Source organism: Leptospira yasudae, assembly GCF_003545925.1.
Lineage (GTDB): Bacteria > Spirochaetota > Leptospiria > Leptospirales > Leptospiraceae > Leptospira > Leptospira yasudae.
In genome coordinates this window covers 231,635-244,832 of record NZ_QHCU01000003.1, presented here as the reverse complement: position 1 = coordinate 244,832, position 13,198 = coordinate 231,635, and the positions used below count along the sequence as shown (strand labels likewise).

11 protein-coding genes are annotated in these 13,198 nt (G+C 47.0%); 1 reads left to right on the top strand and 10 read right to left on the bottom strand.

Annotated elements, in window-relative coordinates; all coding sequences use genetic code 11:
• Positions 1-15 precede the first annotated feature (15 nt).
• The 5 genes from DLM76_RS09890 to DLM76_RS09870 all read right to left on the bottom strand — a co-directional run bounded on the left by DLM76_RS09890 (position 16) and on the right by DLM76_RS09870 (position 5,317).
• Positions 16-750, bottom strand: a complete 735-nt coding sequence (locus tag DLM76_RS09890; protein WP_118965102.1) for a flagellar hook capping FlgD N-terminal domain-containing protein — start codon at positions 748-750, stop codon at positions 16-18.
• 15 nt (positions 751-765) lie between these two features.
• Positions 766-2,373, bottom strand: coding sequence for a flagellar hook-length control protein FliK (locus tag DLM76_RS09885; RefSeq protein ID WP_118965101.1), 1,608 nt, complete (start codon positions 2,371-2,373; stop codon positions 766-768).
• A gap of 329 nt (positions 2,374-2,702) precedes the next feature.
• Complete coding sequence (locus tag DLM76_RS09880; RefSeq protein WP_118965100.1) at positions 2,703-3,410, bottom strand: hypothetical protein; 708 nt, start codon at positions 3,408-3,410, stop codon at positions 2,703-2,705.
• Positions 3,411-3,519: 109 nt separating this feature from the next.
• Positions 3,520-4,761: a hypothetical protein gene (locus DLM76_RS09875; RefSeq protein WP_118965099.1), complete on the bottom strand. Its 1,242-nt coding sequence runs from the start codon at positions 4,759-4,761 to the stop codon at positions 3,520-3,522.
• A gap of 4 nt (positions 4,762-4,765) precedes the next feature.
• Positions 4,766-5,317, bottom strand: coding sequence for a thioredoxin family protein (locus DLM76_RS09870; RefSeq protein WP_118955497.1), 552 nt, complete (start codon positions 5,315-5,317; stop codon positions 4,766-4,768).
• A gap of 264 nt (positions 5,318-5,581) precedes the next feature.
• Here DLM76_RS09870 and DLM76_RS09865 point away from each other — a divergent pair, with 264 nt between their 5' ends.
• Positions 5,582-6,034, top strand: coding sequence for a DUF1499 domain-containing protein (locus DLM76_RS09865; protein ID WP_241548217.1), 453 nt, complete (start codon positions 5,582-5,584; stop codon positions 6,032-6,034).
• A gap of 40 nt (positions 6,035-6,074) precedes the next feature.
• On the opposite strand, the gene carB is transcribed toward DLM76_RS09865, so the two are convergent.
• From carB to DLM76_RS09840, 5 genes are read right to left on the bottom strand one after another with little or no spacing between them, the layout of a single operon-like run.
• Positions 6,075-9,395, bottom strand: a complete 3,321-nt coding sequence (gene carB, locus DLM76_RS09860; protein WP_118965097.1) for a carbamoyl-phosphate synthase large subunit — start codon at positions 9,393-9,395, stop codon at positions 6,075-6,077.
• 41 nt (positions 9,396-9,436) lie between these two features.
• Complete coding sequence (locus DLM76_RS09855) at positions 9,437-11,722, bottom strand: sulfatase-like hydrolase/transferase (protein WP_118965096.1); 2,286 nt, start codon at positions 11,720-11,722, stop codon at positions 9,437-9,439.
• Positions 11,722-12,381, bottom strand: coding sequence for an RsmD family RNA methyltransferase (locus DLM76_RS09850; RefSeq protein ID WP_118965095.1), 660 nt, complete (start codon positions 12,379-12,381; stop codon positions 11,722-11,724). Before DLM76_RS09850 ends, DLM76_RS09855 begins: the two co-directional genes overlap by 1 nt.
• On the bottom strand, positions 12,378-12,965 hold the full coding sequence (locus DLM76_RS09845; protein ID WP_118955502.1) for a hypothetical protein: 588 nt from the start codon (positions 12,963-12,965) through the stop codon (positions 12,378-12,380). Before DLM76_RS09845 ends, DLM76_RS09850 begins: the two co-directional genes overlap by 4 nt.
• On the bottom strand, positions 12,962-13,162 hold the full coding sequence (locus DLM76_RS09840; RefSeq protein ID WP_118955503.1) for a hypothetical protein: 201 nt from the start codon (positions 13,160-13,162) through the stop codon (positions 12,962-12,964). Before DLM76_RS09840 ends, DLM76_RS09845 begins: the two co-directional genes overlap by 4 nt.
• Positions 13,163-13,198: the final 36 nt, after the last annotated feature.

Here is a 13,198-nt window from a genome sequence, read left to right as displayed (position 1 = left end):
TAATCCTTTGTTTATTTATTCGTATGAATTGCTTTTGTCTTTGCCCGGAAATTTCCAGTCCGAAGGTTTTACTTCGGTCGCGGTTTTGTCCTTCAGCTCGGGAGCCTGCTCCGCGTTAGCCGAAACCGATTCGGTTTCCCTCTTTGCGGAGTTCGCGTCCGGAGTCGCCTGAGGTGCGTTAGGCGTCATCTTAGGGGAAGAAGCGGTAGTCGGCATAGATTGCGCCTGCGCTTGATTGTAAGCGGCTTCCTGTTCTTTCAGAACGGTCGGGTCGCTGATTAAGGAAATTTGTTCCACGTCGATCGATCTTCCGTTTACTCGAACGAACGTCTTTCCTTCTCCGTCGAAGAAAAGAGCGCCTGCGATTCCTGCGACGTTCTCGCCGTTGACGAAGTCCGGACCGGAAACGAGTTTCCCGACGAGAGAAAAACTCTGGCGGTTCCCCATCTTTTGAATTCCGGTGGAAATGTTGTTCATCTGTTCGAGAGAGGAGAACTGTGCCATCTGTGCGATGAAGTCCTGATCCTTAACCGGGTTGGTCGGATCCTGGGATGATAATTGCGTGATGAGAAGTTTGAGAAAATCGTCCTTGCCGAGAGACTTTACCGTCGAGCGAATCTCGATTCCTTTGAGACCGTTCTTTTCTTCCCGTTCCAAATTATCCATGTGGTTCCGGATATTGAAACTTCTGTCTCCTTCGAGATAACGATCTCTGGTTGCTTGTTGGCTAACGCCGGCTGCTTCTGGCATGATTTCCTCCGAGGCCTATACTTTCAGATCGAGCAGTTTCTCGGTTTTCCCTTCGGTTTTTTCCGAAAAACCATGAGGCTCGGAAGAATTTTCTTCAAAGGAAAGTTCGTCTTCTTCGTAAAAAGAATTCTTAAAGTCGGAGTTCCATTCCTCTCCGAACGCGGCTTGAAAAGAATGAGGGTCTTTTCCGTTCTTATCGGAATCGCCGTTGAACGCGAACGCTTGCTCCCTTTCCTTGACTTCGATCACGAGCGACTCGAGTTCGAGACCGTTCGCTTTGAGATCCTGTTTCAAACTCGCGAGTTCCGCGACTAACTGCTGTTTGACGGAATCGGATTCCACGAGAAGTTTTCCGCGCACCACGTCCTTGTCCGTGGAAATCGAAAGGGACATTTGTCCGAGGTCTTTCGGATTCATGCGGATGCTCGCTTCCGTTCTTCCGTTTTCCAGGATCTGCACTCTTGCGGAGCGGATCAGATTTTGAAAGTTCTGCTGAATGTCTTTTTTCGATAAAACGCCGGCATCTTTGGAAAGGGAGAATTCTTTGTTGAAGGTTCCGTTGTCTCTCGAAGCGCCGACTCCCGCGGTTCCAACGCCTTTTACAAGAGAAGAATACGAATCCCCTCCTCCGCTGCGGAAGGATTGTTCCTGACCTTGTCCGGATTTTCCGGAAGAATTTTCGGCGAATTGATTGAGGACTGCGGTTTTAATTTCTTCTCTTGCCGCGGTCTTCAAATTCATGTAAGAATCCGTTTTTTTATCGCGGCTGATCTTCCATTTTTCGGAATCCAGTGCGAGTTCTTTGGAAACTTCGATTCTTGTTTCCTCGGTACCTTTGAACTGAACTTCCTTATTGGATGATTTACGATCGTTGTTTTTGATTTCTTTCGTGTTCTCTTCTTGAGAGCGGGAAACCGTCGACGTCGTCGAATCGGAGGATTCGTTTTTTTCTTCGCGAACCGCTTCTTCCCGTTTCGCAGACTGACGTTTGATCTCTTTCGAGTCTTCGTAGAGCGATAAGGATTCTTCGTGTTCTTCCGGCTGAAATGCGGATTCTTCCTCGATTGCGACTTCGCTTAACAATTCTGCCTTTTCTTCGTTTGCAAAAAGCGTTTCGATCAGCTCGCTCGTTGAAACCGGTTTTGATTCGAGGGATTCGGTTACGACTTCTTCCGTGATTTGTGTTTGTAGTTCGTTTATGATTGCGGATTCGATTTCAGGATCGACCGTTTCGTTCGGTTTTGCTTCCGCCACGAGAAACCAAGGCAGCGTGGTTACGTTACCCGCTTCTTCGACGGCTTCGAACTCGTCTTCTTCGCGAACGACTTCTTCGTCTTCCGTTTTAACTTCTTCTTTGGAAGCAACTTCTTCCGTGTCATTTTTGTCGGAAGATTCGATTTTTTCTTCTTGGGGAGCGGGCACTTCCGACTTCGAGAATGCGTTCTGAATTCCGGTCAGAGTTTCGTCCAACCCCTTCTGTGCGGAACCTTGCAGAGACTTCATTACGTCGAGAAAGGAATTCTTTCCGATCAAAGCGCCGCCGAGGGTCGGAAGACCTTGGGTCTGTTCGGTATATTTCTGAGGTTTAAATTCTGTTAGAGGAAGTTCACCGGAAATGTTCATACTGTGCTCCGCAGTATTAAAATCGATCTTTCACGGAATTCCTTGACGGTTTTTTAAATTATCTTCTTCCCTTTTGCGATTATGTCGCGTTGAAGAACGGAGTTTCGCAGGGAGAATGTGGGAACTCCTGCGAGTAAGCGTGATTGCTCGGAAAGATGTGGGAACTCTTACAAATTCTATGTATGTTTTCGTTTCCGAAACGAAGTAGGATCTCCCACAGGCAAATGTATGTAGATCAGAACTATTTCCATGCACGCTCTTAACTTCTCGAATCAGACCGAATCAGTTCCCGCATAAATCGATTTTTCATCGATGTAGGATCTCCCACTTCAACGAAAATTCACTCGAATCGGATTCAACTCCGCCGACAAAACGCAAATCGGGGTTACAAACTTTCCCAAACGAACAAAGACGTTGCGTCGAGTCGAGACCGGAATCCCGTCCACCTCCCGATAATCCGTCGTCAGATGCGCGCCGATCGCCCAAGGTCCGATCACGTCGGCGGTGTAATCGTTGCGCGTTAAAAGACCTTCTTCGTTGAAGTAATAGGATTGTTTGCGGCAATGAGTGTGCATGAATCGCGGGAACTCCGCGTCGATTCGAAAACCGTCGGCCAGCGGAACTTCCCGAACTCCGAATTCCTTCAGTATAAAAGGAACGCTGACGTATTGAGTGATCGCATATCCGAAAAAATACGCGGCATCCAACGGATTCCAGCTTCTGTATTTCCGGAAACCTCGGAACGTTTCCCTGTAATCGGGGACCTCGAATTCGAAATCGGTTTCATGTATATAAAAGATTCCTACTTTACCGTTTTGGAATACGATTTTTTTACCGGTCGAAGGATATTCCAAAAACTCGGCCGTGAACGACTTGGGATAAATTTTCAGAAAGCTCGGTTTCGGAAACGTTTTGCCCAAACCCTTTCGGATAGGAATCGGCGCGCCGAGACGTTTCAACTCGAGTTCGAAGGAATCGATGCGATCCCAGAGTTTCCAACCGCCGTACCGATCGATCGCCTTTTCTAAAAGTCCCATTCCAATCATTTGAGAACGATCCGAAAGACTTTCGATTCATTTTTGGGTTCTTCGATAAAAACCGGCACGATAAAACGGCAAACATCGTTCGCATCCCAGCGAAGAAAAACTACTTACACGACTTTTGTTTTTGGATCATATCCTTTAAACGGGATTCTTCCTCTTGCGCGATGTTGTGTCGTTTTAATACGGCTTCGGCGAGCGTTACCGCACCGGCGTCTTTGTTCGCACATTGGCTGAAGAATTCGATCGCTTCCGCTCTCGTGTTTTGATTCTCTTTCCCGAGACGGATTCGATGCAGCTCCAAACGTTTTTCTTTCGTAGACAAATCCACGATCAAATAATCGGAATAACATTCCTTGATGAGATGATCCGGTAAATCCGTGATCGGACATTTCTTCTTGGAGCCGTTTTGTTTTCCGTTTTCGTGATTCGATTCGTTTACGACGCGATCCACCGCTTTTTGCGCCTCCGAATTCTCCCTTGTGGGATTCGGAATCAAGGCCGCGGTTTTATTTTCTTCGGTTTTGACGGGTTCCGTTTTTTCGGGAAGAATGATTTTGCTTTCCGCAATCGGTTCCTTTTTCAAAAGCCGATCGAAAAAATAGTCTATCATAAAAATGGAATATTTCTGGATCTTATCCTCGTCGTGAAAACTCAGCACCGCTTTCTTCGCGGTTTTGGAAACGTTTAGAATTTCAGCCTTATTCGCCTTGGAAGATTCGAGTTGTTTGACCGTGGAAGCAAGACTTTGATGAAACTTCTTTCGATACGACTGATTCCAATTGAGAGCCGACTCTTTCAAAATATCCTGAAAAAGGGAAAAACTTCGGTCCCTTTCTTTTAATTTCTTTTGAACCATTTCCCGGTAGAGTTTTTTCAAGTCGTCGCTTTCTTTCTTCGGACGTTTTTCCGGAGTGACTACCGGTTGAGGAGGATCTGGTTTTTTCTCCGAATCGAACCAAGTATAAACCGTGTTCAAAACCCCGTCGACCACCGATTGAAAAATATCTCCGATGAGAGAAGTCGGCTTCGCTTTGTGATTCTTATCCGCGACGAGTTTACGATAGATCAATTCATATTCGAGATTTCTACTTTTCTGAAGTTCCTCGTATTTATCCGTAAGATTCTTTTTTAAGATTCTCCAATCCTGATAGAGATCGCCGCTTCGCTTTAAGAAAGGATTCAACCCGGTGACGGGAACGTTCTCCAGAGCGATTTCGTTCTTTTTGAATTCCTCGCGAAAATGATCGAGGGTTTTCGTTTCGATTTCGCGATAATGTTCGCTGATTACGTTCGCGTCCTGGAATTCGGCGGCGACGGGAGTATGATCGGGTGTGATTGCTGGCATGAAATTAATCCTTCCACTTGATGGAACAGCCCATCGAAGGCATTTGATTGATCGGAGCGGGATTTCCCTTTACGAGTTGATGTACCGCGTATTCGAGTTCTTTCCGGGAAACCTGTCTTTCATTCTTCCAGTTGTCGTCCATTCTCCCGTGGTAAAAAAGTTTTTGCTCGCTGTCGTAGAGATAAATATCCGGCGTGCACATGGCTCTCAGTTTTCTCGCGACTTCTTGAGTCTCGTCCACGAGATACGGAAACGGAATTCCCCATTCTTTGATTTTCGTGAGCATCATTTGGGGGGAATCATCCGGATAATCGGGATGAATGTTCGGATTGATCGCGACCGTTCTGACTCCTAAGGAAAGAATCTCGGTGGAAAAACGGATCAGTCTCGGCCAAATCGCCTGCGCATAAGGACAATGATTGCACGTAACGACGAGCAGCAAACCCGTCGCTCCCGAAAGTTTTTCGGAGGAATAAAGCGTTCCGTTCGGGTCGGGAAGCTGGAAGGAAGGAAGCAAACTTCCTAAGGGCACTTTTTCGGATTCAAGAAGAGACATCGTTTTCGTCTTAGAGTGAAATCCTCCACATTTCATGAAATTATTTTTTTATAGAAATCGATAAGATTTTTACAAAAGAATACAAAATTCTTTCGCCAATTTCGTTTTTCCTGATACTCTTCCTTTATGACAAAACGTGCATCTTCGGATTTTTCCCTGATTCCTTCGCACCTAAGCGAAGGACAACCTAACTCGTGTAAGTCGAAAATAAGTCTTGGAAATCGATTCGTAAAAAACCACGTTCGCGAACGTTCGAGTGCCGCCGTGAAACCTTCTCGCTTTCTTTCCGCGTTTTTAATTCTTCTTTTCATCCAATGTACCGGAACCAGACCTATAACCTTAGGGATTCAAAACGGCAAACTCGGGCCTTGTCCGGAAACCCCGAATTGTGTGAGCAGTTTCGCACCGGCATCCGATCAGGAACATTTTATTCAGCCGTTGACCTATTCGGGAAATCCGACCGATGCGAAAGCGAAATTGAAGAACTTGATTCTGGAAACAGCAAGAACCAATCTTATAAAGGAGGAAGACAAATATCTTTACGTTGAATTTACGAGTTTGATCTGGAGATTTGTGGACGATGTGGAATTCGTATTCGACGCAAACGCGCCTTTGATCCACGTTAGATCCGCTTCCCGTCTCGGAAAATCGGATTTAGGGGTCAATCGCAAACGAATCGAAACGATCCGCGCGCAGTTTTCCGGCCCATCGAATTGAGCTTCGAACTCGACCCCAAAGCGCGTCTAACGCTTCCGATTCAAAGGTTCTTCGGCATCGCGTGAATTTCTTGAAGAGAATGGATCGTAAATCCCTTGTTCTTCATCTCCACCATTCCCTTGATGAGCGCTTTCGCCGCGTTAGACGTCGTTAAGCAAGGAACCTTAAATCGGATCGCCGCCTGACGGATCGTAAAACTGTCGTCTCTCGTCACTCTCGAAAGAGGGGTGTTGATGATGAGATGAATCTTATTCTCCCGAATATAATCAAGCGCGGTCGGGAAGACCCCGTCGTAGACCTTGTTGATTTTGGAAGAAAGAATCCCGTTATCGGAAAGAAATTTATGAGTTCCCGAAGTCGCGATCAGATTGAAACCGAGTTCCGAAAGATCCTTGATGTAGGAAAGAAGTTCGGACTTCGTTTTATCGTTGATGCTTACGAAAACGGTTCCTTGCGAAGGAAGTTCGTCTCCCGCCATATACTGCGATTTTAAGAACGCTTCTCCGGCCGTGGAAGCGATTCCCATCACCTCTCCGGTCGAACGCATTTCCGGTCCGAGGATCGTATCCACACCCGGAAACTTATTAAACGGAAGAACGACTTCTTTCACCGAAACCTGAGAGAACGACATTTCTTTCGGAAGCGGAAGGCTCTTCAACGGTTCTCCCATCATGATACGAGTCGCGTATTTTACGATCGGATGTCCGAGCGCTTTGGAAACGAACGGAACCGTTCTGGAAGCTCTCGGATTGACCTCGATGATATATAAAATTTCGTTTTTGACCGCGTATTGAATGTTGATCAGACCTTTGACCTGAAGTTCAAGCGCGAGATCCACGGTCGCTTTGCGGATTTCATCCATCATCTTTTTGGAAAGCGTCTGCGGAGGAAGAACGCAAGCCGAGTCGCCGCTATGAACGCCCGCCTCTTCGATGTGTTCCATGATTCCGGTTACGAACACGTCCTTGCCGTCGCAAAGAGCGTCCACATCCACTTCGATCGCGTCTTCCAGGAAAGAATCGATCAAGAGAGGTCTGTCTTTGGAGATCTCTTCCGCCTTTTCCATATAACGGTCGAGTTCCTTCTCTTCGTTGATGATGAGCATCGCACGTCCGCCGAGAACGTAACTCGGGCGAACCAACACGGGATAAGTGATCTTCGATGCGATCTCTCTCGCCTCTTCCATAGAAGTCGCGATTCCGCTTTCCGGAGAATTCAGTTTCAATTTTTCTAATACTTCAACGAAACGTTTTCTGTCTTCCGCGCGGTCGATCGAATCCGGACTTGTACCGAGAATTTTCACTCCCTTCTTTTCCAGATCCTTCGCGAGTTTTAACGGAGTCTGGCCTCCGAACTGAATGATCACACCTTCGGGTTTTTCGTTTTGATAAATGCGGAACACGTCTTCCAAAGTCAAAGGTTCGAAGTAAAGACGATCGGAAGTGTCGTAGTCCGTTGAAACGGTTTCGGGATTGGAGTTGACCATGATCGACTCGACTCCCAAATCCTGAAGCGCATACGAAGCCTGACAACAGCAATAGTCGAACTCGATTCCCTGGCCGATCCGGTTCGGACCTCCGCCGAGAATCATCACGGACTTGGCCGGAGTTACGTCGGACTCGTCCTCTTCGTCATAGGAAGAATAAAAATAAGGAGTATAAGCTTCGAATTCTCCCGCACATGTATCGATGCGTTTGTAAACGGGAAGAATCTTTTTGGAACCGAGTTCGTCTTCGATCTCGTCTTCGGATTTTTTGAGAAGATTTTGAATTTCGGTTTTTTTCAGATCGACCCGAAGACCGCCGTCGAGCAACTCCAGAATCTGCTTTTTATTCTTCAGAAAAGAAAGCTGTCTGTTGGAAAAACCGGCTTGTTTCATCTTGGAAAGAACGGAATTTCCCTTTTCGGAATATTCTTTCTCCAATTTGAGAAGGTCTTCCATCTGCCACAGGAACCAGCGGTCCACCTTACAGAGGTCGTGAATTTGATCCACGGTATAACCTTCGTCAAAAGCGAGTTTGATGTAAAAGACGCGTTTGTCGTTCGGACGTTTCAGAAAAGAATCGATCCATTCCTTTCTCTGGTCCGGGTTTAAACTTCTTGCATATAATAATTCTTGAAAGTATCCGTCGGAACCGAAACCGTAACGGTCGATTTCGAGGGAACGAAGCGCCTTCTGGAAACTTTCCTTGAAGGTTCTTCCGATCGCCATCGCTTCGCCGACCGCCTTCATCTGAACGCCGAGAGTATCGTCCGTACCCGGAAACTTCTCGAACGCGAAACGGGGAACCTTGGTCACTACGTAATCGATCGAAGGCTCGAAGGAAGCCGGAGTCACGCGGGTGATGTCGTTCTTAATTTCGTCTAACGTATATCCGATGGAAAGAAGAGCGGCGATCTTCGCGATCGGAAATCCCGTCGCCTTCGACGCAAGCGCGGAAGAACGGGAAACTCTCGGATTCATCTCGATTACGATCACGTCTCCGTTGGCCGGATTGACCGCGAACTGAATGTTGGACCCGCCGGTCTCGACTCCGATTTCACGGATGATCGCGATCGACATGTCGCGGAGATTCTGATATTCCTTATCGGAAAGGGTTTGTTGCGGAGCGACGGTGATGGAATCTCCCGTGTGAACTCCCATCGGATCGATGTTTTCGATCGAACAAATGATGACAACGTTGTCCGCAAGGTCGCGCATGACCTCGAGTTCGAATTCTTTCCAACCTAAAACCGATTCTTCTAAAAGAACCTGGCTGATCGGAGAAGCCTTGAGCCCTTTCGAAACGACTTCTTCGAACGTTTCTTCCGTATAAGCGATTCCGCCCCCGGTTCCGCCGAGCGTAAACGCCGGGCGAACGATGAGAGGAAGTCCGAGTCTTTTTTTGATTTCAAACGCGTCTTTGAGATTGTTGGCAAGGCCGGACGCGGGAACTCTCACGCCGATCTTTTCCATCGCCTTTTTGAACAGCTCCCTGTCCTCGGCTTTTTTGATCGCGTCTACTTTGGCGCCGATCAGTTCCACATTGTATTTTTCTAAGAGACCCGCGGTGTTGCAGGCGAGCGCAAGATTGAGAGCGGTCTGACCTCCGACCGTGGGAAGAATCGCGTCCGGTTTTTCTTTCTCAAGAATTTTTTGAACGACTTGAACCGTCATCGGTTCCACATACGTGGCGTCCGCAAGATCGGGGTCGGTCATGATGGTCGCGGGGTTTGAGTTCAGTAAGATAACACGAATCCCTTTTTCTTTCAGGGCTTTGGCGGCTTGAGTTCCCGAATAATCGAATTCACATGCCTGTCCGATTACGATCGGACCGGAACCCAAGATGAGTACAGAGCGAATATCTTCTCTTCTAGGCATACTAAAATACAGGTTTTTAGTTTAGCGCTATCCTTCAAGCATCAATTTGACAAAGGGAGCAAATACTCTCCCGCTTTCTTGAATTTTCCGGACGCAAGAAGAAACGAAACGAGAGAATCCTTTAAGGAGGAACATTCGGAGACGGCGAGCGGTTTCACGTTCCAAGGATCGGCGATTCGATCGTAACAACGCCATTTCACCCCGTCTTCGGAAGGAGCGTAGATGAGCTTGCGGTTCGTATTCTGAAACATTCTATGTTTGGAAACGATCACGCTCTCTTTCGCGTAAGAATCGCCGATCGTAATAAACGGAATCTCCCCGGCTTCGATCGAATGCAAACGAAGAATATTGGGATAGAAAATTCTTTCCTTTTGAAAGAAATGATCTCCCATATCGCTGAACCAAATTCCGGTTTCCCCGTAGATCGAGCGAGAATCCTTCCACGTTTCGGTCCTTAAAGCGACGGATAAATCCCGTCCCGCACGATTTTTCAGTTCGTTTCGAAGCTCGTTTTGAACGGGAGAATTCTCCATCGAATCCGAAACGAAAGAAATCAAGGTCGGAAACAAATCCAAAGAACTGGTGATTCCGGTAAATTTCTTTCCCGCGCCTTTGTTGTTCGGAAATTTAATCAGAAGAGGAATATGAGTCACCCCCTCCCCCCGCAGATGTTCTCCGTGACCGTGACTGTGATCGGCTTCAAAGAGAGCTTCCCCGTGATCGCTCGTCAAAACGATCAATGTCGAATCATACAAGCCCTTTTCTTTGAGATGCGCTACGATCTCGCCGACCGATTCGTCGAAGGAAGCGATCGCGCCTTGAAACAAACCGCGGATCTGTTCCCGATCGGGCGCTTCCAATTCGGAAGAATCGCTCGGGTCCACGAATTTAAAATACTTAAATTTTCCATAATATTCAGGATTTGTAAATTCTTTGTAGTACGGATATTGCGGACTGAACGGAAAATGAGTCACGGAAGAGAAGAAGACCGTAAAAAACGGGTTCTCCTTTTTTTCAAGCGCGGGCCAAAGATCGTCTAGGATTTTAGAATCCTCTCCCAAGCTCGGAATCCCGCGGAGCGCGGCGAAATACGGACCGGACTTGGGCAAGGAACCCGTAACGATCGGAAGCAGAAAGCTCTGCGTTTCCAAAATTCTCTGGGAAGTCAGAGTTCCCGCGTGAAACATCGGAGCCTTTACAGATTGAAATCCCCAATCCGCTCTCGGAAAAATATCTCCCGCAAAAGAAGACACGACCTCGGTCCGATAACCGAGCTGGGATAAAAGTTTCGGAAGCGTACGGGAAGAAGTTCGGTTCAAACCGGATCGATCTTTCAGGTCCGGAAACATATCCTGAATTCCGTGAACGAAACTCGGCTGACCGGAAAGCAGATCGGCCCAAGCGGGAAAGGTTCTCGGAATCGTAGTATGATGATCTTGGAATATTACGGAATCTTGAGATAACGAATCGATGTTCGGAGTAAGCCCGCGTTTTCCGAGCGCATAACCCATCTTGTCATACCGCAGGCTATCGGCGCTTAGGATCAGAATGTTCGGAGCTTTTTGGGAAACCGGAGGAACCTGCGGTTTGACTTCCTGATTTACGTTCCAAGTCAAAAGGATCGCGAACAATGCCGCGACGCTTCCCGCAAAAGCGTTAACTTTTACGTTCGAAACCGTGAACGAAAAAAGATACGCGATCGAGACAAGAAAAATTCCGGGTATACTTCCCAAACGATGAAAACAAATCAAAAGAAAGAAAAATAAAACGAAAGAAACAAGCCGGAAAAAATCGCGGCGCAAAATTAAAGAAATGGAATATTTCACCGTGCAGGCAAGCAGAATCAGAAGAGCCGCCGCCTGCGGAACGATCGGAGGAACCCAATCCGTCAGAAAGAACAAAAAGAAACGCAGAAACGAAAAACGGTAAAAGAAAAATTCTCCGTAGAGCTGCGGATAAAAGATGATCGAGTGACACCAAAGTAAAAAAACGAAAACCCCGAAAATCCAAACTTCTTTGACTCCGGAATTTTCCAATTCGCCGCCGACTCCTTTTTTTCCTTTTTCCGCAAACCAAGGCGAAGATAAAAGAAGACCGATCGCGCCGAACACAATTCCGCTCGATAAGAAAGTTAGAATATAATCTTTTAAGAATAAAGGAAGAAAGGAAACGAACAGGGACTTGAATTCGGAAAGATCCACTCCCATAAACTGAAAGGAAGTGTTCATCAGCAAGGTCGCGAAGGAAATCCCCGTCCCGACGGTAAAAAAGCGAACGTAAACCCGAATCGGTTTTTGCTCTAAGATGAACCCGAATCTGCGAAACATCAATCTTCCGTGTTCGAATTCTCTTCCGACAAGTCGTCGGAATCGTCGGCGTCTTCAGTTTCGGAATCGGAACCGTTCTCCAAATCGGCCGACACTCCTCCGTTCACTCGAAAGTTCAGAAAATTCTTCCCGAATTTGCGGGTTTCAAAATCGGACCAACCCGGATCGATCGGAGACTGAACGAAAACGGCCACGGTCGTCTCTTCGCTTAACAACGCATCCGCCAAGGATTTGATCTTATCCGTCTTCTTTTCCCAAAAGGAATACGGAGGATCCAAAAAGAACACGCGGGATGTTTCCGGAATTTCCAGTTTATCATAAAAACGGAATACGTCTTTGCGATAGATGATGCAGTTGTCCCCTAATTTCGCGAACAACTTCCGCAAACTATCCGATCTCTCCCAAGCCAGTTCGTATAAAACGACTTTGGCGAAGCCCCGGCTCACCGCTTCCAATCCCATTTGACCCGAGCCCGCAAAAAAATCGATAAACGCCGATTCCTCCGGAATCAATCTTCCCTTTAACACCAAGGAACCTATAATATCGAATACGGATTTTTTCAGAATCGCGGGCGTGAAGTTCGTGTTCCCCGCGACGGCCGGAGGCGTTTCGATCGACTTACCTTTGAGTTTTCCGGTTTGTACCTTGAGTACTTTCACGTCTGCGCCTCCGTTTTTTTATCGATGCTCAATTCTAAAATTCGAATTTTCTTATTCAACTTCTCGGCGTTTTTCAATTCCTTGAGCTTGGAAAGAATCTGCTTCGCCTCGGCGAACTTCTCCGCCTCGTAAAGAATGCACGCGTATGTATAAAGACCTTCCGCATAACGCACCGAAGACGATCCGCGTTCCTTGAAAATCTTCCCCCAATAAATTCCGGAAGATTCGTCCTCCAAAACCAGACAACGTTCCAGAAACAAAAACACCGAATTGTAAAAGATTCCGGGATGCGAATCCTTCTTTTCATAAATGCTTCGAAGCGTTTTGTCTATCTCTTCCGGATCTTTTTCCGCGGCGACATACAAAAGAAGAATGCGGTAATCCACTTCTTCCTTGCGGAGAGCCGTGCGGGAAACCTTTACTAAAGTATCATAGTTTCCCTTTTTATAAAAATCATAAACGTCGCTGAAATCGGTGGAAGAAATCGGACTTGAAAGGGATAAATAGAATAGAATGAATGCAGACCCGAAGGACCGGATGGCAAAATTCGATGCGAATCGCCGAACCGGCCGGGTATTTTTCAAAGCTCGATTACTGCAGAGGAACCGCACATCGGACAAATCGCTCCCTCGGGACCGTAGTCTTCCGCTTCGAAAGCGTCCTCTTCCCAACGGTGATCGCAATCCTCACAAGCAAACGTTAAAACTTCTTCGTCCGTGACGTCCTCGTCGTCTCCGGTTTCCAATTCAAAATCTTCGTCAAAATCGTAATCGTACGGCATAGAATCCAACGGAATCAGGGGTGTCCTCAGTGTCAA